This is a genomic window from Pseudomonas sp. CFSAN084952, assembly GCF_009648855.1.
Taxonomy (GTDB): Bacteria; Pseudomonadota; Gammaproteobacteria; order Pseudomonadales; family Pseudomonadaceae; genus Aquipseudomonas; species Aquipseudomonas paracarnis.
In genome coordinates this window covers 6,031,005-6,053,060 of sequence record NZ_CP045767.1, presented here as the reverse complement: position 1 = coordinate 6,053,060, position 22,056 = coordinate 6,031,005, and the positions used below count along the sequence as shown (strand labels likewise).

Genomic DNA, 22,056 nt, shown 5'->3' with positions numbered 1-22,056 from the left:
CACCAATTATTTGAATTCCAATGCCAGAGCGGCACACCACGACTCAGCGCGTGGGCTCTGGGGCAACAACTTCAGCTGACGTCCGTGCTCATGCGGCGTAATGGTAATGGTCAGGTCCGGCTTTGGCAAAAAGCCTGTGCCTTTATTTGGCCACTCGATCAGGCACAGCGCATCATCGTCGAAGTAATCACGGATGCCCATGAACTCCAACTCTTCCGGATCGACCAGGCGATAGAGGTCGAAGTGGAAAGCACGCACGTCGCCGATCTCGTAAGGCTCGACCAACGTGAAGGTCGGGCTTTTTACCGCGCCGGTATGGCCAAGGCCGCGAATAATCCCCCGGGACAATGTGGTTTTGCCTGCGCCCAGGTCGCCCTCGAGAAAGATCAACCCGGCCCCTTGCGTGACCTGCGAAATACGCTGACCCAACGCGACCATGGCCTCTTCATCTGCCAGGAAAAGAATTACTTCAGGCACGGCGACTGCTCCTCCAGCAATTGACGAATGGCGGGCATCAGGTCGCTGGCTGCCAAGCCGCGACCAAAACTGCCCTGGCGGTCTCCGGCGGTCGCGTGCAACCACACGGCCAGGCAGCTCGCTTCGTACGCGGGCATACCCTGAGCCAATAGTGCCCCGACCAGACCGGCCAAAACATCACCGAGCCCAGCTGTTGCCATCGCCGGGTGGCCTTGATCACACCGCGACACACGCCCATCCGGGCTGGCAATCAAACTGCCTGCACCCTTGAGGATAGTCACGGCATTGAATCTTTGGCTCAACGCGCGCGCCACCTTAAGGCGATCTGCCTGAACCTCGGCTGTCGAGAGCCCCAACAAACGCGCAGCTTCGCCCGGATGAGGGGTAATTACACAGTTGGCCGGCAGCTCGACGCTGCCAGTGGCCAGTTGATTGAGCGCATCGGCATCCCACACCTGCGGGAGGCTGGCATTGGCCGCGACCGACAACAGGCTCTTGCCCCAGGCGGCATCGCCCAGGCCTGGGCCAATGACGATCACCGAGATTTTTTCCAGCAGGCCCATCAACTGGTTGGCCGAGCTCACGCCGACGGCCATGACCTCCGGCAGCCGAGCCAGAGCGGCCGGTACGTGTTCCGGCCGCGTCGCCAGCGAGACTATGCCGGCGCCGCTGCGCAAGGCGCTTTCGCTGCTCAGCAACGCCGCGCCGCCAACGCCACGGTCACCACCGATGACCAGCAGGTGGCCGAATTGGCCCTTATGGGCGTCCGGGGAACGCGCAGCCAGTTGCGGCAAATGGCCGGGCAACAACAGCTGAACGTCGGTAATTGGGTGTTTTGTCTGAGGCATGCGTCTTCAAGCTCCGATGTCTGGCAGAATTATACGCATCTAACCTGTGGTTTCCCGTGTCTCATGCCTGCTATTACCTCCGATCTGCCCGCCCTCGCCCAATCGATCAAAGACTGGGGTCGCGAGCTGGGCTTTCAGCAAGTCGGCATCAGCGGCCTCGACCTGGCTGAGCATGAACAGCACCTGCAACGCTGGCTCGACGCGGGTTACCACGGCGAGATGGAATACATGGGCGCCCACGGCAGCAAACGCTCCCACCCCGACGAGCTGGTGCCCGGCACCTTGCGCGTGGTGTCACTGCGCATGGACTACCTGCCCGGCGACACCCAGATGGCGCAACTACTGGCCCAGCCGGAAAAAGCCTATATATCGCGCTACGCCCTGGGCCGCGACTACCACAAGCTGATCCGCAAGCGCGTGCAGCAACTGGCCGACCGCATCCAGGCGCAGATCGGGCCGTTCGGCTTTCGCGCCTTTGTCGACAGCGCGCCCGTCCTGGAAAAAGCCATTGCCGAGCAAGCGGGCCTGGGCTGGATCGGTAAAAACACCCTGGTTCTCAACCGCAAGGCAGGCAGTTATTTCTTCCTGAGCGAACTGTTTGTCGATCTACCGTTGCCGGTAGACCCACCCCACGCCACAGAACACTGCGGCCGCTGCACGGCGTGCCTGGACATCTGCCCCACCAACGCCTTCGTTGGCCCTTACGTGCTGGACGCGCGACGCTGCATTTCGTACCTGACCATCGAACTCAAGAGTGCCATCCCCGAAGATCTGCGCCCACTGATTGGTAACCGGGTATTTGGCTGCGATGACTGTCAGATCGTTTGCCCGTGGAATCGTTTCGCTCGACCTACCGCCGAAAGCGATTTCAAGCCACGGCACAATCTGGATAACGCAGAACTGGCCGAATTGTTTATGTGGGACGAGGATAAATTCCTCAGCAGCACCGAGGGCTCGCCCCTGCGCCGCGCCGGTTACGAGCGCTGGTTACGCAACCTGGCGGTGGGCCTGGGTAATGCGCCCTCCAGCATTCCAGTGCTGGAAGCCTTGAAGGCGCGGCGGGACTATCCGTCGGAGTTGGTACGCGAACACGTGGAATGGGCGCTGGAGCAACACGCTGCGCGCTAGTGCACATCGTCGTTGTAGACGAACTTGGGCATTTCCCAGTGAAACCGGATCGCCAGCAGGCGTAACAGGAAGCCACTGAACAGCGTCAGCAGAATCGCTTGCTCGCTGGGCAGCTCCAGGTACAGGCACAGCAAGTAGAACCAGGCAGCCAGGAACGACACGCTGGCATACAGCTCGCGGCGGAAGATCAGCGGGATGTCGTTACAGAAGATATCCCGCAGGATGCCGCCGAATACCCCGGTGATGACCCCGCTGACCGACGCCACCAACATACCGTGACCCATTTCCAGGGCGGTCATGCAGCCGATCAGGGTGAAGGCCACCAACCCCACCGCATCCAGCGCCAGGAACAGCGAGCGCAGGTGGCGCATCAAGGGCGCGATAAAGATCGTCACCAATGCTGCAACGGAGGTCAGCACCAGGTACTCCGGGTGTTTGACCCAGGTCAGCGGGTAGTGGCCGAGCAACACATCGCGCACCGAACCGCCGCCCAGGGCTGTCACGCAAGCGATCAGCACCACGCCAAACCAGTCCATGCCACGCCGCCCCGCGGACAGGGCGCCAGTCATGGCTTCGGCGGTGATGGCGACGAGGTAGAGCATCAGCAACATGATGGCGATCCTGACAGAGAGGCCGGCAGTCTAATCATTTGCCGAGGGCACCAAAAGGGGGCACTTGGCGATAAACCGCGTCGCCTGTATCGCAGGCAAGCCAGCTCCCACACTTTGAATTTACGAATGCAGCCAAATGTGGGAGCTGGCTTGCCTGCGATGGCGCATTCACTGGCGCCGTAGAATCAAGCCTTGATGAAATGCTTGCGGTAATGCTGCAACTCGGCAATCGACTCGCGAATATCATCCAGCGCCAGGTGCGTGCTGCCTTTATGGAAGCTGTCTTTGACTTCCGGGGCCCAACGCGCAGCCAGTTCCTTCAAGGTCGACACGTCCAGGTTGCGGTAATGGAAGTAACTTTCCAGCCCCTTCATGTGCGTATAAAGGAAGCGACGGTCCTGGCAGATGCTGTTGCCGCAGATCGGCGATTTGCCCTTGGGCACCCATTTTTCCAGGAAGGCAATGGTTTCGGCCTCGGCTTCGGCCATGCTGATGCGGCTGTCGCGCACGCGCTGGGTCAGCCCGGAGTTACCGTGGGTGCGGGTGTTCCACTCGTCCATGGTGGCGAGTACGGCGTCGCTGTGGTGGATGGCGATCACCGGGCCTTCGGCCAAGGTGTTGAGGTTGCTGTCGGTGACAATGGTCGCCATCTCGATGATGACGTCGGTGTCGGGGTTCAGACCGGTCATTTCCAGATCGATCCAAATCAGGTTCTGTGGGTTTTGCATGGCTTGATTCTCTTGGCACCTTGGCGTAGCCGGGCAGTTTAGCAGGCGGGGGCGTGCTAGACTCGCGACCGTTTTACCCAACTTTTGCATTATCGACACGGAACACCAATGGCCAAACGCCAGCTCAACCGTCGCCAAAACTGGCGCATCGAAAAGATTCAAGGTGAACGCGCCGCCCGCGCCGCCAAACGTGAATCCTCCGCCGTGGAAGCGCTCGAGGGCGGCGACCTGGGGCCCGAACAAACCGGCTTGGTGATCGCGCACTTTGGTGTGCAGGTCGAAGTCGAGGCGCTCGAAGGCGAACTCGCGGGCCAGGTGTTCCGTTGCCACTTGCGCGCCAACCTGCCCGCGCTGGTCACCGGCGACAAGGTGGTGTGGCGTGCCGGCAACCAGGGCATCGGCGTCATCGTCGCCCAGTTGCCGCGCAGTACCGAGCTGCGCCGCCCCGACAGCCGTGGGCAGCTCAAGCCGGTGGCGGCCAACGTCGACATGATCGTGATCGTGTTCGCGCCACTGCCCGAGCCCCATGCCAACCTGATCGACCGCTACTTGGTCGCGGCCGAGCATGCTGGCATCCGCCCGTTGCTGCTGCTGAACAAATTCGACCTGATCGACGAGCAAAACGCCCCGGCGCTCAATGCGTTGCTGGCGGTCTACCGCACCCTGGGCTACCCGGTGCTGGAAGTGTCGGCTCACCACGGCAACGGCATGGAACAACTGCAACAGCAGTTGGACGGGCGGATCAGCGTGTTCGTCGGCCAGTCAGGCGTGGGCAAGTCGTCGCTGGTCAACAGCCTGTTGCCTGAAGTCGAAACCCGCGTGGGCCCGCTGTCGGAACTGTCCGGCCAGGGCACCCACACCACCACCACCGCGCGGTTGTTCCACTTCCCGGGCGGCGGCGAGTTGATCGACTCACCGGGTATCCGTGAATTCGGCTTGGGCCACGTCAGCCGCAGCGATGTGGAAGCGGGCTTCATCGAGTTCAACGACCTGATCGGCACCTGCCGCTTCCGCGACTGCAAACACGACCGCGAGCCGGGTTGTGCGTTGCTCAAGGCACTGGAAGATGGGCGCGTGCAGCAGCAGCGGATGAACAGCTATCGGTCGATTATTGCGAGCTTGCCTGAGAGCAGCTATTGACGGTCAATTTCTTGATACACATAAACCAGCGGGCTGAAAGCCCTAGCCCATTGATTTAACAGGAGCAGGCATCAAGAATTCGAGTCAACTGGGTGGCTGATACGCACATGCCAGCTTGTATTCGGATTTCCTGATGCTCATAATTGCTCCGTCACCAGCGAAAGCTGGCAGGAGTCTGGATCCTTTTCGGAGTTGACCCAGCGGCGCAGAAGGGGCGAAGCAAGCTCCACTGCGTGTCGAATGAAGCCGCCTTCGGGCGGCTTTGCTTTTTGTGGGGAATTAACATTTGGCTCTCTACTATCACCCCAAACAAGGCGACGTTTTGCTGTGTGACTTCACCCGAGGCTTTGTCGCCCCGGAAATGCTGAAGATCCGCAAAGTCGTAGTGATATCTCCTACCGCGACCCACAGTCGCAAGCTCTGCACCGTGGTGCCAATCTCCTCTACTGCACCAGCGACCCAATACGACTGGCACCATTTGCTACGCACCAATCCACTTCAATCCGATGGCTATAAAGAGCTATGGGTGAAGTGCGACATGATTTATACCGTCAGCTTTGAGCGCCTCGACAAGTTGCATAGAAAGACTCGCTCCAAAGGTCGAGAGTACTTCGTCCCACGCCTGTGCGCCGACGACATGCGAGGCGTAGTCAGTGGTGTCAAAGCGTACCTCCCACTTTGAACACACATGAAAACGCCCCGAATGATCGGGGCGTTTACGTTTCCAGCGCTTAGATCAACTATGACCCCGGTGCAGGCGCCGTAGGATCCTTGACGCCCCCGTCATCAAACAGGTTCAGCTTCTGGCGCAGCTCATGGGCTGGCAGCGGTTCCTGCTCCGGAGGCAGCGCGTTCGGGTTGGCCGGCACTTCGCCTGGCGCACCGTCGCCCTGGGTCGGTGCCGGTAGCGGTGGTTGATCGCCCTCAATCGCACGCTGGGCTTTTTTGGTCAGCACCACGATGTCGATACGGCGGTTGACCGGGTTGTACGGGTCTTTGGGATCAAACAGCTGCGAGGAGGCAAAGCCCACCACCCGCGCCACTTGCGGGTCCGGGTAGCTGCCGGCCACCAGCGCACGCCGGGCAGCATTGGCGCGGTTGGCCGAGAGCTCCCAGTTGCCGAAATCACCCTGGCCCGCGTAGGGCTTGGCGTCGGTGTGCCCGCTGATGCTGATCTTGTTGGGCACCGCCTTGATGGTGTCAGCCATGGCCAGCAGGATGTCTTCAAAGTACGGCTTCAAGCGCGCACTGCCCGAGTCGAACATCGGCCGGTTGGCGGCATCGGTAATCTGGATGCGCAGCCCCTCGGGGGTGATCTCGAAGGAAATCTGGTCCTTGAACTTCAGCAACTGTGGGTTTTCTTCAACCTTGTTCTGCAATTCCTGCAGCAACAGTTCCAGTCGCTCCTGTTCGACCTGCTCGGCCATGGATTCGACAGTGTCGCGCTCGATCGGGATTTTTTCCTGAGGCGATTCAGTTTGCACTTCCGGGTTGATGGTGCGCTCGGGCGCCAGTTCCGGCGAGCCGCCCAGGTCAATGACAAACGGCGTACCGCTTTCAGAAAAGCCAATCGGGTCTTTGAAGTAGCCGGCGATGGCGATTTTCTGTTCTGGCGTAGCGGTGGACATCAGCCACAACACCAGGAAGAACGCCATCATCGCCGTGGCAAAGTCGGCGAAGGCGATTTTCCAGGCGCCGCCATGGTGCCCCGCAGCGAAGCGCTTGACGCGCTTGATGATGATCGGCTGGTTGTTTTCCATGGCTTAGCGACCGCGAACCGCTTGTTCCAGCTCGGAGAAGCTTGGGCGATGTTTCGGGTACAGCACCTTGCGCCCGAACTCCACAGCCAGCGACGGCGGCATGCCCGAGGCCGATGCCACCAGGCACGCCTTGATCGCTTCGTAGAGGTTGATTTCTTCCTTGGCATCGTGGGCCAGGGAGGTGGCGAGCGGGCCGAAGAAACCATAGGCGGCGAGAATACCGAAGAAGGTCCCCACCAGCGCCGCACCTACGTGCATGCCGATGGCCGCCTGATCGCCTTCGCCCAGGGACGCCATGGTCACCACGATACCCAGTACCGCTGCGACAATACCGAAACCGGGCATGCCGTCGGCGATGCCGGTCACGGCGTGGGAAGGATGCTCCAGCTCTTCCTTGAGGCTGAACAACTCCATGTCGAACAGGCCTTCCAGCTCGTGGGGCGCCATGTTGCCGGAGGACATGATGCGCAGGTAATCACAGATATACGCGGTCATGCGCTCGTCTTTGAGCACGGCCGGGTACTTGGCAAAAATCGGGCTGGCCGCGGCGTCTTCGATATCGCCTTCGATCGCCATCATGCCTTCGCGGCGGCTTTTGTTGAGGATCTCGTAGATCAGCCCCAGCACTTCCAGATAAAACGTGTGGGAGAAGCGCGAGCTGAACATGCCCAGGGACTTCTTGACCACGTGCATGGTCATATAGCCTGGGTTGGCCTGCAAAAATGCGCCGAACGCTGCACCGCCGATAATCAGCACTTCGAAAGGCTGGATCAGTGCGGCGATTTTACCGTGGGAGAGGACGTACCCTCCGAGCACACTTGCGATGACGACAATGATGCCGATAATTTTAGCCATAGGAGAGGGGTACTTGCGCCGTCGGGTTCATGGACATATTGGGTGCAGCAGAAAACTCTTGTTCTACTTATCGGCAAAACTGCGCCAGACTATAGCCCGTTAAGGCGAAAAGCCAATTCGGCCCGTTCCGGGCGTGTTGAACGCAAGTGATGATCGCGCCCCAATCATGGCAATTGAAACGACAACCCCAACAAACCGCCCCAATACCCTCGCCGCTTGGATCAAGTGCCTGGACGACGTGCTGCTGCCCGTGCCCCAGGCCAGCCACGAACGCGTGTGCAAAGCTATTCGCGATAGCCGCAGTTCATTGCGAGATATTGCTGAGTTGATGCAAAACAGTCCGGCCCTGGTGCTGAGTGTGATGCGCGAAGCCAACAGCCAAGCCCACGGCAGCCTGGCCGAACCTGCGGAAAACCTTGAAGTCGCACTTAACCGTCTTGGCCTCAAACGTGCCGAAGAGCTGTTGGCGCGCCTGCCTTCGGTACCCGCCCGGGAAATCCCCGTGGCCTTGCGTCAGCTGTTGCTGATCAGCCAGCACGCATCCCAGCAAGCTAACGGTTTGTTCGGCAGTCGCCTGGCGCGGTTGTGGCAGGACATCCACTGGGGCAGCCTGCTGTTTTTGTCGCCACTGTGGCCGATGGCCGTCGCCTACCCCAAGCTTTTGGAAGAGTGGGAGTTGCGGGTGATCCATAAAGGCCAATCGGCACGCCAGGTCGAGCAACAGCTGTTCGGCGTGCGCTTGCTCGACCTGTGCCTGGGCCTGACCGAAGCCTGGCACCTGCCGATCTGGGTTTCACAGGGCTACAAGTTGCTGTTGGCCGAGCAACGCCTGCTGGTCAAGGCGCTGCACATTGCCCGTCAAGACGATGCCCTGCGTCACCAGCAATTGCTCGATGCCGAGCCCAACCTGCGACGCTGGCTGAACCAGCCGGCCAATACCGTATTGCTGGCCAATGGCCTGGCGATGTCGGCCCAGGAATCCTGGACCTGCCCGCACACAGAGCGCTGGCAATACCTGACGGCGCTGTACCTGCAAACGCCATTGAGCGATGTGCAACAGCAAGCCCACCAGCAAGCGGTGACCAGCGCGCGTACCACCTTGATGCCCGACCTCTGGCACCCGGCGCTGTCGCTGATCTGGCCGTGGCATGTGCAGAAAGTCCATCGCGGCTTGCTGCCTGCACCACCGCCCACGGCCGAAGCCTTGGCCGTGTGGCGCACGCGCTGCACCGAGTTGCTGGTGGAGCCGAGCCGCTTTGCCAACGCCATGCACCTGACCACTTGCGCCAAGGAAGCCTTGGTCGCCAGTGGCATGCAGCGGGTACTGATATTTATGGCAGATCGCGCCTTGAGCACCTTGCGTGTACACCAGGCCGACGGCCTGCCCAAGGACGCGGCTCACCTGAGCCTGGATGTGGTGAACAGCACACTGCTGCAACGCCTGCTGGAAAAGTCCGCCCAGGTACGCCTGACCCCCGACAACCATGCGCAGTTTTCCGCATTGCTGCCACCGATCCTGCGTCGTCTGTTTATTGGCGAGCATCTGCTGCTGCGCTCACTGAGCTGCAACGGCCGTGTGGTCATGCTGATCGTGGCGGACCAGGGCGGCGGGCCGTTCTCGGAAACCACCGTGCAGGCGTTCGGCAAAACCGCCCAATGCATCGAGAAAGCCCTGCACAGCTTTACCAACCGCAGCGCCTGATGCTTGCGCTACAATCACCGGCCTTTATCGCCAACATTTGTGCCCAGGAGACCTCACATGCCTGACTTCTCTGGCTTGCCGCTGGTGATCGAATCCGCCGACCTGTTGGGTCGCCTCGATTCCAAGCACTTGATACTGGTAGACCTCACCAGTGTCGCCCGCTACGCCGAAGGGCATATCCCCGGCGCGCATTTCGTTGACCCCAAGCGCACCCAACTGGGACAGCCACCGGCACCCGGCCTGCTACCAAGCAAGGCCGACCTGGAAAAACTGTTCGGCGAACTGGGCCACACCCCGGACGCCACCTATGTGGTCTACGACGACGAAGGCGGCGGTTGGGCCGGGCGTTTTATCTGGATGCTCGACGTGATCGGCCACCAGAAATATCACTACCTCGACGGCGGCCTGCTGGCTTGGCTGGAGGAAGGGCACCCGCTTTCCACCGATGTGCCCGCAGCAGCCGGCGGCCCGGTCAGCCTTACGCTGCACGACGGCCCCACAGCCACCCGCGAATACCTGCAAAGCCGCCTCGGCGCGGCCGACCTGGGGATCTGGGACGCTCGTGGCCCGCTGGAGTATTCCGGCGAGAAAGTGCTCGCAGCCAAGGGCGGCCACATTCCCGGCGCGGTGAACTTCGAATGGACTGCCGGCATGGACAAGACGCGCAACCTGCGTATCCGCCGTGACATGCCGCAAATCCTCGAAGACCTCGGGCTGACCAAAGACAAAGAAATCATCACCCACTGCCAGACTCACCACCGCTCTGGCTTCACCTACCTGGTGGCCAAGGCGCTCGGTTATCCGCGAGTCAAAGGTTATGCCGGTTCCTGGGGCGAATGGGGCAACCACCCCGACACCCCCGTTGAGATTTAAGGTTTAAGGACAGTTATGAAAAAGCAGTTGTTTATCCTCAGCCAGTACTTGCTGCCGCACCACTTGCTGTCGCGCCTGGCCGGTTGTATCGCCGAGTGCCGCGTGCGCTGGTTCAAGAACTCCTTCACTGCCTGGTTCGCTAAGCGCTACCAGGTGGACATGTCCCAGGCCCTGGTGGAAGACCTGACCGCCTACGAGCACTTCAACGCCTTCTTCACCCGTGCGTTGAAAGACGGCGCCCGCCCGTTGGATCCAACCCCTGGCGCAGTCCTGAGCCCCGCCGATGGCGCGGTCAGCCAGCTAGGCCCGATCGAACATGGCCGTATCTTCCAGGCCAAGGGCCACAGCTTCAGCGTGCTGGAACTGCTCGGTGGCGATGCCGCAATGGCTGCGCCGTTCATGGGCGGCGAGTTCGCGACAATTTACCTGTCGCCCAAGGACTACCACCGGGTGCACATGCCACTGGCCGGTACCCTGCTCGAGATGGTGTATGTGCCAGGGCGGATTTTCTCGGTCAACCAGACCACCGCCGAAAACGTGCCGGAACTGTTCGCCCGTAACGAGCGCGTTGTCTGCTTGTTCGACACCGAACGCGGCCCGATGGCCGTGGTGTTGGTAGGCGCGATGATCGTTGCGTCGATTGAAACCGTGTGGGCCGGTTTGGTAACGCCGCCGAAACGCGAGCTGAAAACCTTCCGCTACGACGAAGCGGCCCGCGCGCCGATTCATCTGGACAAGGGTGCGGAACTGGGTCGTTTCAAACTGGGCTCCACTGCCATCGTGCTGTTCGGGCCGGACCAGGTGAAGTGGGCTGAAGAACTGGCAGCGGGTACGCCGGTGCAGATGGGCCAGGGTATCGCCGCCGCTAAAGCCTGATATTGCAGTTGATCGTTCCCACGCTCCGCGTGGGAATGCAGCCCGAGGCGCTCTGCGCCCAAAGCGTGACGCAGAGCGTCACTGGAGGCGTTCCCACGCGGAGCGTGGGAACGATCAGTGACAGTGAGATCGGCTTATAGTTGACCGTCGCGGTCACGCAAGCCCAGCAGATACAACACGCCATCCAACCCCAAGGTCGAAATCGCCTGCTTGGCTGACTGCTTGACCAACGGTTTGGCGCGAAAGGCCACGCCCAACCCGGCAATCGCCAGCATCGGCAAGTCATTGGCGCCGTCGCCGACCGCAATGGTCTGCTCCAGGCGCAAGCCTTCCTTATGGGCCAATTCCTTGAGCAGGTCGGCCTTGCGCTGGGCGTCGACAATCGGCTCCACCGCGACGCCAGTCACTTTGCCATCCACCACTTCCAGCTCGTTGGCGAATACATAGTCAATGCCCAGCTTGGCCTGCAACTGCTTGGCGAAGTACGTGAAGCCGCCGGACAGGATGGCGGTCTTGTAGCCCAGTCGCTTGAGTTCGGCGAACAGGGTTTCGGCGCCTTCAGTCAGGCGCAGCGACGCGCCGATCGAGTCCAACACGCCCACGTCCAGGCCCTTGAGCAGCGCCAGACGCTCCTTGAAGCTGGCACGAAAATCCAGCTCGCCGGCCATCGCGCGCTCGGTAATCTCAGAAACTTGCTCGCCCACACCGGCCGCCTTGGCCAGCTCATCGATGACTTCGGCTTCGATCAAGGTGGAGTCCATGTCGAACACCGCCAAGCGGCGGTTGCGACGGAACAGGGAGTCTTCCTGGAAGGCGATATCGACATTCAGTTCCTGGGCCACGCTCAGGAAGTCGGCGCGCAGCGCTTGCGCGTCAGCCGGTTCACCGCGCACGGAGAACTCGATGCAGCCCTTGCCTTTGTCAGCCGGGGTGTCCAATGGCATGCGACCCGACAGACGGTCAATATGGTCGATATTCAATCCGTATTGCGCGGTGATCGAACTGACGCGCTGCAGCTGCTCAGCCGTTACCTTGCGGGTCAACAGGGTGACGATATGGCGCTTTTTACCCTGGCCTTCGACCCAGTGCTGGTAGTCAGCTTCGGACACCGGGGTGAAACGTACCTGTTGATCGAGCTTATACGCCGTAAACAGGATGTCCTTGAGTACCGAGGAGGCCTGCTCGGTGCTGGGGATCTCCACCAGGATGCCGAACGACAAGGTGTCGTGGATCACTGCCTGGCCGATGTCGAGAATGTTCACACCACCCTGGGCCAGGACGCCGGTAATGGCTGCGGTGAGACCCGGTCGGTCTTCACCCGTGATGTTGATCAGGACAATTTCGCGCAAAGCGCACCCCCAGGCTGGAAAAAAACCGCATTCTACCCACTTTCAGTGACCATCGGGCACAGGCAGCGCTTTGCCGGCCAGGGGCCTGTCGCTATACTGCGCGTCAACTTCACGGACCAAGAGCCGAGCGCAAGTGAACCGGCCCACGCCAGTAAAAACCGATAACTTCTTCCTGCTGATCTTCCGGGCACTGCGCCATCGCCGTGTACCGATTGCATTGCGCATCGCCAGCCATAACGTGATCCTGGTCGCTCTGGCCCTGGTGATCTACGCCTGCGTGATGGGTTTGCAGTTCAAGCAGGCCATGCACGAGCAAGCTGACGCCCTGGGCGCGAGCCTGACAACCCAGACTGCCACTTCGGCGACTGAGTTGCTGGTGTCCAACGACATCCTCAGCCTCAACGTATTGCTCAACAACCTGACCAAGAACCCGCTGGTGGCCCACGCCGCCATCTATAGCGTGGACAACCGGATCATGGCCGAGGCCGGGCAGCGCCCGAAAAACGGCCTGCTCGGTGAGGCCGAGGGCCTGTATCAGAGCAATATCACGTTCCAGGACGTGAAGGCCGGCCAACTGCGTATCAGCCTTGATATGCAACAGTTCCAGCAGCCGATGACCATCAGCCTGCAAAGCATGGGCATCCTGAGCGCGATCCTGCTGGCCTTGGCCCTGGCCTTGAGCCTGCGCCTTGGTCGGCATATCTCCACGCCGTTGATGCAACTGCGCATCTGGCTGCGGGATATCGACGAACACACCCCGGCCACCGATCGCCAGGACGAAATCGGCGACCTCGCGCGCCAGCTCCACACCAGCTTTGCCCCGGAGCCGAAAGCGCCTGAAGTCGAGCCCGAGCCTGAGTACGACGACACCGAGGACTACAACGACGAGCCTGAGTTTGAAGTGCGCGACCTGCGCGACCCAGGCTTCGACGAAAGCGCCCCGGTGGCCGGCCTCAAGCCTGCGCCGCGCCATGTGATCAAGGCCGAGGAAGACGAGCTGGACGACGAAGACCCGTTCGCCGACCTGCGCGACACCTCGGCAGCCGCCCCAGTCGCTGCGCCCAAACCGGTTGCGGTCAAGAACGCCGAGCCACAGCACAGTGCTGTACTCGCCGTGCAACTGGGTGCCCAGGAGCAACTGCGCCGCCTGCCCCGCGCCCGCCTGACCGAACTGCTCGAACGCTACCGTGACTGCCTCGACCAGGCCGCTTCGCTCTACCAGAGCGAACTGCACACCCTGAACGATGGCAGCACGCTGATGCTGTTCCACAGCGAAGACAGCGGCGAGGACTACCTGACCAATGCCATCTGCTGCGGCGAGCTGTTGCGCGCCCTGGGCCATGCCCTGCAGATCGAAGTAGCCGACAGCGGCATTACCCTGCAACTGCAGCTGGGTCTAACCGTGGGTGACGACCTGTTTGGCATCAGCCAGATCGACCTGCTGCTGACCGAAATCGCCCAGGATGCCCTGGCCTTGTCCCAGCACAGCCGTAACCTGCTGCTGGTGGAGCGCAAGATCAGTGAGGACACGCTGATCCGCCAACGCGCACGTATCCGCCCGATTGCCAGCCCTGAAGGGGCCAGTTGTGTGGAGCGGTTGATGGAGCCGTATCCGTCGATGCTGGAGCGTCAGTTGGCGCGGATGCATGAGACCCGTAAGCCCTGAGGCATAGCGTTATACCTACTGTGGAGCTGGGCTTATGTGGGAGCGGGCTTGCTCGCGAAGGCGGCGTGTCAGTCAGCTGATGCGCCCCTGACACACCTGATTCTCGAGCAAGCCCGCTCACACACAAGCCCCCCCATTTGGGTTGTGGTGCAGCTTAAATCGCAGCCCAACAAAAAGGCCCGCTTATTCAGCGGGCCTTTTGTTTGTGCGCCATTCAGATCAGAATCTGAACACTTCCAAGTCCGTACGAATCGGCGTGGCCATCGGCATCTTCGGTTTTTCCGGGGCCGCAGGCTTGGCCTGGGCGGGGGCCTGCTTACGCGGTTGCGCTTCGGCAATCGGCGGCTGGTTGGCCAATGGTTTGAGCGCCACCGACAACTGCTGTGCCAAGTGCTGCAACAGCACACCCTGGGCCTGGACCTGGGACGCAGTGGTGCCGGCGTGCTCTTCCTGCAGATGCACAATGCGGTTGTCCCGCACCTGCCCGCGACGGTCGATCAGGCGCCACTGTGCATCCAGGATCGCCGGTTGCGACTTGCCGGAATCCAGCCGCGTAATGGTCAGCAACACCTGTACATCCGGGGTGAACCCGGAGGGTCCCGGTGCCAGGACCACACGCTGGCTGTCCAGCTGGCCGGCGACCTGACGCAACATCAACTGGTTGATATCCGACGACAGGCTACCGGCCCAACGACCATCTGTGGAACCTTGCAGGCTGCCGTCGTTCTGACGTTGAAGCAGGGTTTCGCGTTGCAGGTAATCGGCAACCACTACCGGCCCCAGCAATACGGCCATGCCAGCGGTTTGGGCTGGCTGAGCCGGACTTCCGCTGTCCAGCTGGTACAGCGACACCGGTTGATGTGTGCTGCAACCCGCCAACCCCAAAAGGCCAGCGAGCATCAAAAATAGAGGAAGGCGTGGAGCAGTCATCATCCCATCCAAGTGGCTGCCACAAGGCGAACCACAATGTAATACTAAAAATAACCTGAACACGCTCGGCCACGCCGGCGCTGGAAAGGCCATATCATCCGTGAATATGCGCCATGACTCCAGCGCGAAAGCATCGATCTACGCGTTAAATCGTAGATCGAGGCCTCTAGTACCGCTTAAACCGGCGTTTCGACCAGCAAGGCATCCACTCGCTGGAAGCCTCGTGGCAGTTTGTTACCTCGCCGGCCACGCTCACCCTTGTAGTGTTCAAGGTCGTCAGGGCGCAATGACAACGTGCGCTTGCCGGCCTGGAGCACCAGGGTAGAACCTTCCGGGACCACGGCGATGTCAGTCACATACTCCTCGCGACTGGCCACCCGGTCACCGGGAATCCCGATGATCTTGTTGCCTTTACCCTTGCCCAGCTGCGGCAAGTCGCTGATCTTGAACACCAGCAAGCGCCCTTCGGTGGTCACCGACGCCAGCCAGTTACTCTCCCGATCCTCCACCGGCCTTGGCAGGATCACCTTGGCATTGTTCGGCAGGCTCAACAGCGCCTTGCCCGCCTTGTTCTTGGCCTGCAGGTCTTCACCCTTGACCACGAAACCGTAACCGGCGTCGGAGGCGATGACATACAGCGAATCATCGTCCGGCAACAGCACGCACTCGAAATTCGCCCCCGGTGGCGGCGTGAGGCGCCCGGTCAACGGCTCGCCCTGCCCCCGTGCAGACGGCAGGGTGTGGGCCGGCACCGAATAACTGCGCCCGGTCGAGTCGATAAACACCGCGAATTGATTGGAACGCCCGGCGGCAGCGGTCTTGAAGCCATCACCGGCTTTGTACGAAAGGCCGGTGGCGTCAATATCATGCCCTTTGGCGGAGCGAACCCAACCCTTTTCCGACAGAACGACGGTAATTTTCTCGTTGGGCAACAGCTCGGTTTCGGTCAGCGCCTTGGCTTCAGCGCGCTCGACGATAGGCGAGCGACGGTCATCGCCATAGGTTTCGGCGTCTTTGATCAGTTCGCTGCGCACCAGCTTCTTGAGCTTGGCTTCGCTGCCCAGCAGGGCTTGCAGCTTGGCTTGTTCCTTGAGCAGTGCATCCTGCTCGTCGCGCAGCTTCATTTCTTCCAGGCGTGCCAACTGGCGCAAGCGGGTGTCAAGAATGTAGTCCGCCTGGATTTCGCTCAGCTCGAAACGCGCGATCAGCTCGGCCTTCGGATGCTCGGCGGTACGGATGATATGGATCACTTCATCCAGGTTGAGGTAGGCGATCAGCAAGCCGTCCAACAGGTGCAAGCGGCGCTCGACCTTGTCGAGGCGAAATTGCAGGCGGCGACGCACGGTCTGCACGCGGAATTCCAGCCATTCCACCAGCAGATTGCGCAGGTTCTTCAACTGGGGCTTGCCGTCCAGGCCGATGATATTGACGTTGACCCGGTAGCTGGACTCCAGGTCGGTGCTGGCAAACAAGTGCTGCATCAGCACTTCATGATCCACCCGGCTGTTGGTCGGGATGATCACGATGCGGCATGGGTTCTCATGGTCGGACTCGTCACGCAGGTCGGCCACTTGTGGCAATTTCGACGGCTTGGCCTGCATCAACGCGGCGATCTGCTCCAGCACCTTGGCACCCGATACCTGGTGCGGCAGCGCGGTCACAATAATGTCGCCGTCCTCGATGTGGTACACCGCGCGCATACGCACCGAGCCCTTGCCCGTTTCGTACATCTTCAGCAGGTCCGCGCGCGGCGTGATGATTTCTGCTTCGGTCGGGTAATCCGGGCCCTGGATATGCTCGCAGAGCTGCTCGACCGTAGCTTTGGGCTCATCCAGCAAGCGCACGCAGGCAGTGGCGACTTCGCGCAGGTTGTGCGGCGGCACGTCGGTGGCCATGCCGACCGCAATACCGGTGGTGCCGTTGAGCAGGATATTCGGCAAACGCGCCGGCAACACCAGGGGTTCGTCGAGGGTGCCGTCAAAGTTCGGCCCCCAGTCGGCAGTGCCCTGGCCCAGCTCGCTGAGCAGCACTTCGGAATAACGCGACAGCCGCGCCTCGGTGTAACGCATGGCGGCGAAGGATTTGGGGTCATCCGGTGCACCCCAGTTACCCTGGCCGTCCACCAGGGTATAGCGGTAGCTGAACGGCTGGGCCATCAGCACCATGGCTTCATAGCACGCCGAATCACCGTGGGGGTGGAATTTACCCAGCACGTCACCGACGGTACGCGCCGATTTCTTGTGCTTGGAATCGGCGTCCAGGCCCAACTCACTCATGGCGTAGATGATGCGCCGTTGCACGGGCTTCAGGCCGTCGCCGATATGCGGCAAGGCACGGTCCATGATCACGTACATGGAGTAGTTGAGGTAGGCATTTTCGGTGAATTCAGCCAGCGACCGGCGTTCTACGCCATCTAAGCTGTCTGCGAGGATGTCACTCATGCGGGCCTCATCATGGGGTAAGGCGCAGCGGAACTGCCACTGCGCTGATTCAATTCAAAAAAATCTCGACTCATGGCTGGGCACTCCAGCCACCATCCGGAGCGGCAAAACGATAGACCATCGGACGCTTTTCACCATCGGCACGCGGGCCGAAATTGTTGTCGATCCCGACCCAGGCACCGTCGGCATCCACCAACAGGGCTTCAGCCAGGCCATACGACTGTGGGTAACGTCGCTGCGGCGTCAGGGCTTCGTCGGCAAACGACCAGCACAGCTCAACCTTGGCCGTGAGCGGGTCGCGCCGGCAGATCTGGAACGCATTGCGCTCCAGGGTAAACAGCTTGCCGTTGAACAGCGACAGGTCAGCAAAGTCCTTGGACACGGCCTTGGCGTTGGGGAACTGCGCCGGTTGCACTTCCTGGCCGGCCTCGCTCAACAATACACAACGGCCATCGCAATCCCATACGCTCTGCCCACGCTTGATCGAGACCAGGCCACGGCGTTCGCGCTCGGCAGCCAGCCAGATCTGATTGCCTTCAGGGTTTACCGCCAGGCCTTCGAACAAGGCATTAAAGTGCAGCAACATGCCACTGGCCCTGGCTTCACGCACCATGCCCGGCGCGATTTTCAACCACTCGGGTGCGCCCGTTGCGGGTACCTGCAACACCGCGGCATGGGCTTCGCTGACAATGTAGCGGTTGCCTGCGGCATCACAACTGATGCCTTCAAAGTCCAGGTCACCACCACGTATGAACGAAGCTGCCTTGGTGCGCGAACGCAAGCCCCAAGGCAGGCCGGACTCGGGCACGGGCGGCACGTCGATCGTCAGCGCTTGCGCGCTCCAGGTCGGCGCACGGGTATCCAGGCGGTAGATCTGGTCGTCATCGCGGTCCGAAACCGTCCACAGCTCGTTGCCACACAACGCCAGGCCCGACAGGTTCCCACCGCGCATGCCGTCAACCGGGTGTTCCGAGACCAGTTTGAGCTCTGCCACGCTGGCTGCGGCCACCTGGGTGACCGCCAGCCCGCTCAACATCAGGATCGCCAGGGCGACGCCTGTGCGCATCAGCCCAGAACCTCGGCCAGGTTGCCTTTGGATTCAAGCCAGGTCTTGCGGTCGCCAGCGCGTTTCTTCGCCAGCAGCATGTCCATCATTTCCGAGGTGGCGGCGAAGTCTTCCAGGGTCAACTGCACCAGGCGCCGGGTGTTCGGGTCCATGGTGGTTTCGCGCAGTTGCGGCGGGTTCATTTCACCCAGGCCCTTGAATCGCGTGACCTGTGGCTTGCCGCGTTTCTTCTCGGCCACCAGGCGGTCAAGGATGCCATCGCGCTCGGCTTCGTCCAGGGCGTAGAAAATCTCCTTGCCCAGGTCGATGCGGTACAGCGGCGGCATGGCGACGTAGACGTGACCGGCATCCACCAACGGGCGGAAATGCTGGACGAACAACGCGCACAGCAAGGTAGCAATGTGCAGGCCGTCAGAGTCGGCGTCGGCGAGGATGCAGATCTTGCCGTAGCGCAACTGGCTCATGTCTGCCGCGCCCGGATCGACGCCGATGGCGACCGCGATGTTATGCACTTCCTGGCTGGCGAGCACTTCGCTGCCATCGACTTCCCAGGTGTTGAGGATCTTGCCGCGCAACGGCAGGATCGCCTGGAACTCCTTGTCCCGCGCTTGCTTGGCGGAACCGCCGGCGGAGTCACCTTCCACCAGGAACAGCTCGGAACGCATCGGGTCTTGCCCGGCGCAATCGGCCAGTTTGCCCGGCAGTGCCGGGCCCTGGGTGATGCGCTTGCGCTCGACCTTTTTGCTCGCCTTCAAGCGCCGGCCGGCGTTGTTGATCGCCAGCTCCGCCAGGGCCAGGCCCAGTTCCGGATGCTCGTTGAGCCACAGGCTGAAGGCGTCCTTGACCACGCCAGAGACAAACGCCGCTGCCTCGCGGGACGACAGGCGCTCCTTGGTCTGCCCGGAGAATTGCGGTTCCTGCATCTTCATCGACAGCACGAACGCGATGCGCTCCCACACGTCTTCCGGCGCCAGTTTGACGCCGCGCGGCAACAGGCTGCGGTATTCGCAGAACTCACGCATGGCATCCAGCAAGCCTTGGCGCAAACCGTTGACGTGGGTGCCGCCCTGGGCCGTGGGGATCAGGTTGACGTAGCTTTCCTGCACGCTGTCGCCACCTTCGGGCAACCACAGCAGCGCCCAGTCCACCGCTTCTTTATTACCCGACAGGCTGCCGCAGAACGGCTCGTTTGGCAGGCGTTCGAAGTCGCTGACCGAGTCTTCCAGGTAGGAACGCAGGCCGTCTTCGTAGTGCCATTCGACCTTCTCGCCGGTGCCTTTGTCTTCAAAGCTGACCAGCAGCCCCGGGCACAGCACGGCCTTGGCCTTGAGCACGTGCTTGAGGCGGCTGATGGAGAATTTGGGCGAATCGAAATACTTGGGGTCCGGCGCAAAGTACACGCTGGTGCCGGTGTTGCGCTTGCCCACGGTGCCGATCACTTCCAGGTCGGTGGCTTTGTAGCCATCGGCGAAAGTCATCTGGTACTCGTTGCCATCGCGCTTGACCTTGACCCGCACCAGGGTCGACAGCGCGTTGACCACGGAAATACCCACGCCGTGCAAACCGCCGGAGAACTGGTAGTTCTTGTTGGAGAACTTGCCGCCGGCATGCAGCTTGGTAAGGATCAGCTCCACGCCCGGCACACCCTCTTCGGGGTGAATGTCCACCGGCATGCCACGACCGTCGTCGGACACTTCCAGGGAATGGTCGGCGTGAAGGATGACTTGCACCGACTTGGCGTGCCCGGCCAAGGCTTCGTCGACGCTGTTGTCGATGACTTCCTGGGCAAGGTGGTTCGGCCGACTGGTGTCGGTGTACATGCCGGGGCGTTTGCGCACCGGGTCGAGGCCCGAGAGGACTTCGATGGCGTCGGCGTTATAAGAGCTAGCGCTGGGAGTGGCCATGGGGTCTCGTCGTGAGTCGTTCGATTAAAAAGTGACCTGCGATTTTCTACAGTGACGAAAAATCGAAGGATTGAAACTGATCTGCGCCAATGCCGGCAAAGCACAACAGTGCCGGCAATTGCTGGGCGAACCCCTGGTAACCATGGTCGCCACCGGCCTGGATGCGCAAGGCGCAGGCCCGGTAATACTGTTGGGCCAGGCGATAATCCAGGGTTTCGTCCCCGGTCTGCAACCACACCTGATAACGCGCGGCATCCTGGGGCGCCGGTACTTCCAGCTCGGCCAAGGCCGTGACGTGGTCCTGTGTCAACTCCCAGGTCTCATCGGTGTAGAGGTTCTTCTGGGTGCCCAGGTAACCGTCGAACATCCGATGGGGACTGACCGCCGGGTTGACCAGCAACGCCTTGAGGCCATGGCGTTCGGCAAGATGGGTTGCATAGTAGCCGCCGAGTGAGCTGCCGACCAGCAGTGGCCGGCCCAGTTGCGCAATCGCTTGCTCCAATTGAAGAATTGCCTGACGAGGGTGGTGATGCAGCGCCGGTACGCGTAACTGGTCGGACAGGCCGAGGGTGCCCATCACGGTGGTCAACTGGCTGGCCTTATTGGAAGCCGGCGCACTGTTGAAGCCGTGGATATACAGGATCGAAGCGGACATGCCGGGCTCTCCGTGCTGGGGCCAAAGAGGCGCAGTTTACAGGGAATGCAGGCAGAAGCGGACCCAATGTGGGAGCTGGCTTGCCTGCGATGGCGGCGATTGAGTCAACGAGTCAGCGCCAGGTACACCGTCATGGCAGGCAAGCCAGCTCCCACCTTTTGATCAGTGTTTGCAGGCCTTAATAGCCGTTGCTGCCGTAATCGACCGTAAAAGCGAAGCCTTTGACCCGCTCCACCCCCGTTTCCAACCGTCCGTCGCCATGCAAGCGCAACCAGCGATAACCCGGTGCCTGCTCGCTGACCTGGAAATCCTCACTCCCTGGCGCAAACTGGATACAGGTGGACGGCGAAGCCAGCAGTCGCACACCGTTGCGGTTGCCGTCGATTTCCTGATGCACATGGCCCCAAAGCAATGCCTTGGTCTGCGGGAAGCGCTCAAGCACGGCAAACAGCGCCTCGGGGTTGCGCAGGCCAATCGGCTCCATCCATGCACAGCCGATGGGCACCGGATGATGGTGGAAACACACCAGGTGATGGCGGTCCGGCGCTTCGCTCAAGGCCTGCGCCAGCCGTTGCAGTTGCTCGTCTTGCAAGTAACCCGGCACCGACCCGGGTACCGCCGAATCCAGCAGGGTGATACGCCAGTTGCCAATATCCACCACCGGTTCGAGCAAATCACTGTGCATGGCAGCCTGGGCCATGACCTGCGGTTCGTCGTGGTTGCCGGGAATCCAGCGCGCCGGGGCGCCAAGGGGAGCGGTCAAATCGCGAAACTGTTGATAGGACGCCAGCGTGCCGTCCTGGGACAAGTCGCCGGTCGCCAGTATCAGGTCGATGGCCGGCTGTTGCGCACGCACCAGCTCGACCACCCGCTGCAGGCTTTCACGGGTGTTCATGCCCAGCAGCGTGGCGTCAGCGTCGGCAAACAGATGGCTGTCGGACAACTGCACCAGCAACACGGCATCAGGATTCACGGCGGATACGCTCGGCAAGGCGCTCTCCCTGGCAACTACAGGAATGGACATTTGGCGCGATTATGCTGGGGCAG

Annotated in this window: 20 protein-coding genes; 7 read left to right on the top strand and 13 right to left on the bottom strand. The window is 61.3% G+C overall.

Annotation, left to right across the window (positions count from 1 at the left end; all coding sequences use genetic code 11):
* Nucleotides 1–6 precede the first annotated feature (6 nt).
* Together tsaE and GH769_RS27540 are read right to left on the bottom strand one after the other, a co-directional pair.
* Nucleotides 7–477 carry a tRNA (adenosine(37)-N6)-threonylcarbamoyltransferase complex ATPase subunit type 1 TsaE gene (tsaE, locus tag GH769_RS27545; RefSeq protein WP_014716665.1) on the bottom strand — a complete coding sequence of 157 codons (471 nt, stop codon included), beginning with the start codon at nt 475–477 and terminating at the stop codon, nt 7–9.
* Nucleotides 465–1,325, bottom strand: coding sequence for an NAD(P)H-hydrate dehydratase (locus tag GH769_RS27540; RefSeq protein ID WP_032904046.1), 861 nt, complete (start codon nt 1,323–1,325; stop codon nt 465–467). Before GH769_RS27540 ends, tsaE begins: the two co-directional genes overlap by 13 nt.
* Before the next feature lie 63 nt (nt 1,326–1,388).
* On the opposite strand from GH769_RS27540, the gene queG reads away from it, so the two are divergent.
* Nucleotides 1,389–2,453 carry a tRNA epoxyqueuosine(34) reductase QueG gene (gene queG / locus GH769_RS27535; RefSeq protein WP_032904047.1) on the top strand — a complete coding sequence of 355 codons (1,065 nt, stop codon included), beginning with the start codon at nt 1,389–1,391 and terminating at the stop codon, nt 2,451–2,453.
* Here queG and GH769_RS27530 read toward each other — a convergent pair.
* Together GH769_RS27530 and orn are read right to left on the bottom strand one after the other, a co-directional pair.
* Nucleotides 2,450–3,067, bottom strand: coding sequence for a trimeric intracellular cation channel family protein (locus tag GH769_RS27530; RefSeq protein ID WP_169913170.1), 618 nt, complete (start codon nt 3,065–3,067; stop codon nt 2,450–2,452). The two genes, queG and GH769_RS27530, sit on opposite strands and share 4 nt — an antisense overlap.
* A 182-nt stretch (nt 3,068–3,249) precedes the next feature.
* Nucleotides 3,250–3,792, bottom strand: a complete 543-nt coding sequence (orn, locus tag GH769_RS27525; protein WP_003171343.1) for an oligoribonuclease — start codon at nt 3,790–3,792, stop codon at nt 3,250–3,252.
* 108 nt (nt 3,793–3,900) lie between these two features.
* Here orn and rsgA point away from each other — a divergent pair, with 108 nt between their 5' ends.
* Both rsgA and GH769_RS27515 read left to right on the top strand, forming a co-directional pair.
* Complete coding sequence (gene rsgA / locus GH769_RS27520) at nt 3,901–4,932, top strand: small ribosomal subunit biogenesis GTPase RsgA (RefSeq protein WP_003188044.1); 1,032 nt, start codon at nt 3,901–3,903, stop codon at nt 4,930–4,932.
* Nucleotides 4,933–5,218: 286 nt separating this feature from the next.
* Nucleotides 5,219–5,614 (top strand): type II toxin-antitoxin system PemK/MazF family toxin, encoded by a 396-nt coding sequence (locus GH769_RS27515; RefSeq protein WP_014716661.1) that lies wholly within the window; start codon nt 5,219–5,221, stop codon nt 5,612–5,614.
* Between the two features lie 58 nt (nt 5,615–5,672).
* Here GH769_RS27515 and motB read toward each other — a convergent pair whose 3' ends face one another.
* Together motB and motA are read right to left on the bottom strand one after the other, a co-directional pair.
* On the bottom strand, nt 5,673–6,692 hold the full coding sequence (gene motB / locus GH769_RS27510; protein ID WP_032904048.1) for a flagellar motor protein MotB: 1,020 nt from the start codon (nt 6,690–6,692) through the stop codon (nt 5,673–5,675).
* A 3-nt stretch (nt 6,693–6,695) separates the two neighbouring features.
* Nucleotides 6,696–7,547, bottom strand: a complete 852-nt coding sequence (gene motA, locus GH769_RS27505; RefSeq protein ID WP_003188041.1) for a flagellar motor stator protein MotA — start codon at nt 7,545–7,547, stop codon at nt 6,696–6,698.
* Nucleotides 7,548–7,713: 166 nt separating this feature from the next.
* On the opposite strand from motA, the gene GH769_RS27500 reads away from it, so the two are divergent.
* Genes GH769_RS27500 through asd form a run of 3 tightly spaced genes read left to right on the top strand, consistent with a single transcriptional unit; the run spans nt 7,714 to nt 10,998 of the window.
* A complete protein-coding gene (locus tag GH769_RS27500; RefSeq protein WP_032904050.1) occupies nt 7,714–9,249 on the top strand; it encodes an HDOD domain-containing protein in 1,536 nt (511 codons plus the stop codon).
* A 57-nt stretch (nt 9,250–9,306) separates the two neighbouring features.
* Complete coding sequence (locus GH769_RS27495; RefSeq protein ID WP_032904051.1) at nt 9,307–10,122, top strand: rhodanese-like domain-containing protein; 816 nt, start codon at nt 9,307–9,309, stop codon at nt 10,120–10,122.
* Nucleotides 10,123–10,137: 15 nt separating this feature from the next.
* A complete protein-coding gene (gene asd / locus GH769_RS27490) occupies nt 10,138–10,998 on the top strand; it encodes an archaetidylserine decarboxylase (protein ID WP_153649948.1) in 861 nt (286 codons plus the stop codon).
* 134 nt (nt 10,999–11,132) lie between these two features.
* Here asd and serB read toward each other — a convergent pair whose 3' ends face one another.
* A complete protein-coding gene (gene serB / locus GH769_RS27485; RefSeq protein WP_003188034.1) occupies nt 11,133–12,347 on the bottom strand; it encodes a phosphoserine phosphatase SerB in 1,215 nt (404 codons plus the stop codon).
* Nucleotides 12,348–12,480: 133 nt separating this feature from the next.
* On the opposite strand from serB, the gene GH769_RS27480 reads away from it, so the two are divergent.
* On the top strand, nt 12,481–14,013 hold the full coding sequence (locus GH769_RS27480) for a HAMP domain-containing protein (RefSeq protein ID WP_014716655.1): 1,533 nt from the start codon (nt 12,481–12,483) through the stop codon (nt 14,011–14,013).
* Nucleotides 14,014–14,232: 219 nt separating this feature from the next.
* Here the strand turns inward: GH769_RS27480 and GH769_RS27475 are convergent, their stop codons facing one another.
* The 6 genes from GH769_RS27475 to cpdA all read right to left on the bottom strand — a co-directional run bounded on the left by GH769_RS27475 (nt 14,233) and on the right by cpdA (nt 22,000).
* A complete protein-coding gene (locus GH769_RS27475) occupies nt 14,233–14,946 on the bottom strand; it encodes a membrane integrity-associated transporter subunit PqiC (RefSeq protein ID WP_032873461.1) in 714 nt (237 codons plus the stop codon).
* Nucleotides 14,947–15,119: 173 nt separating this feature from the next.
* Entirely contained in the window at nt 15,120–17,384 is a 2,265-nt protein-coding gene (gene parC, locus GH769_RS27470) for a DNA topoisomerase IV subunit A (protein ID WP_020301636.1), read from the bottom strand.
* Between the two features lie 70 nt (nt 17,385–17,454).
* A complete protein-coding gene (locus GH769_RS27465) occupies nt 17,455–18,450 on the bottom strand; it encodes an esterase-like activity of phytase family protein (protein ID WP_020301637.1) in 996 nt (331 codons plus the stop codon).
* Nucleotides 18,450–20,354 (bottom strand): DNA topoisomerase IV subunit B, encoded by a 1,905-nt coding sequence (parE, locus tag GH769_RS27460; RefSeq protein ID WP_003188026.1) that lies wholly within the window; start codon nt 20,352–20,354, stop codon nt 18,450–18,452. The genes GH769_RS27465 and parE overlap by 1 nt, the downstream gene beginning before the upstream one ends.
* Nucleotides 20,355–20,400: 46 nt before the next feature.
* The gene (locus tag GH769_RS27455; RefSeq protein ID WP_014716651.1) at nt 20,401–21,009 is read right to left on the bottom strand and encodes a YqiA/YcfP family alpha/beta fold hydrolase; all 609 of its coding nucleotides are present in this window, start codon (nt 21,007–21,009) and stop codon (nt 20,401–20,403) included.
* A gap of 178 nt (nt 21,010–21,187) precedes the next feature.
* Nucleotides 21,188–22,000, bottom strand: coding sequence for a 3',5'-cyclic-AMP phosphodiesterase (gene cpdA, locus GH769_RS27450; protein ID WP_020301638.1), 813 nt, complete (start codon nt 21,998–22,000; stop codon nt 21,188–21,190).
* Nucleotides 22,001–22,056 lie beyond the last annotated feature (56 nt).

Bases quoted from the DNA above. Each gene is read 5' to 3' on its own strand.
- orn (WP_003171343.1), bottom strand. From the start codon at position 3,792: ATGCAAAACCCACAGAACCTGATTTGGATCGATCTGGAAATGACCGGT.
- asd (WP_153649948.1), top strand. From the start codon at position 10,138: ATGAAAAAGCAGTTGTTTATCCTCAGCCAGTACTTGCTGCCGCACCAC.
- queG (WP_032904047.1), top strand. From the start codon at position 1,389: ATGCCTGCTATTACCTCCGATCTGCCCGCCCTCGCCCAATCGATCAAA.
- parC (WP_020301636.1), bottom strand. From the start codon at position 17,384: ATGAGTGACATCCTCGCAGACAGCTTAGATGGCGTAGAACGCCGGTCG.
- parE (WP_003188026.1), bottom strand. From the start codon at position 20,354: ATGGCCACTCCCAGCGCTAGCTCTTATAACGCCGACGCCATCGAAGTC.
- GH769_RS27500 (WP_032904050.1), top strand. From the start codon at position 7,714: ATGGCAATTGAAACGACAACCCCAACAAACCGCCCCAATACCCTCGCC.
- GH769_RS27455 (WP_014716651.1), bottom strand. From the start codon at position 21,009: ATGTCCGCTTCGATCCTGTATATCCACGGCTTCAACAGTGCGCCGGCT.
- motA (WP_003188041.1), bottom strand. From the start codon at position 7,547: ATGGCTAAAATTATCGGCATCATTGTCGTCATCGCAAGTGTGCTCGGA.
- GH769_RS27465 (WP_020301637.1), bottom strand. From the start codon at position 18,450: ATGCGCACAGGCGTCGCCCTGGCGATCCTGATGTTGAGCGGGCTGGCG.
- motB (WP_032904048.1), bottom strand. From the start codon at position 6,692: ATGGAAAACAACCAGCCGATCATCATCAAGCGCGTCAAGCGCTTCGCT.
- GH769_RS27495 (WP_032904051.1), top strand. From the start codon at position 9,307: ATGCCTGACTTCTCTGGCTTGCCGCTGGTGATCGAATCCGCCGACCTG.
- GH769_RS27540 (WP_032904046.1), bottom strand. From the start codon at position 1,325: ATGCCTCAGACAAAACACCCAATTACCGACGTTCAGCTGTTGTTGCCC.
- GH769_RS27475 (WP_032873461.1), bottom strand. From the start codon at position 14,946: ATGATGACTGCTCCACGCCTTCCTCTATTTTTGATGCTCGCTGGCCTT.
- rsgA (WP_003188044.1), top strand. From the start codon at position 3,901: ATGGCCAAACGCCAGCTCAACCGTCGCCAAAACTGGCGCATCGAAAAG.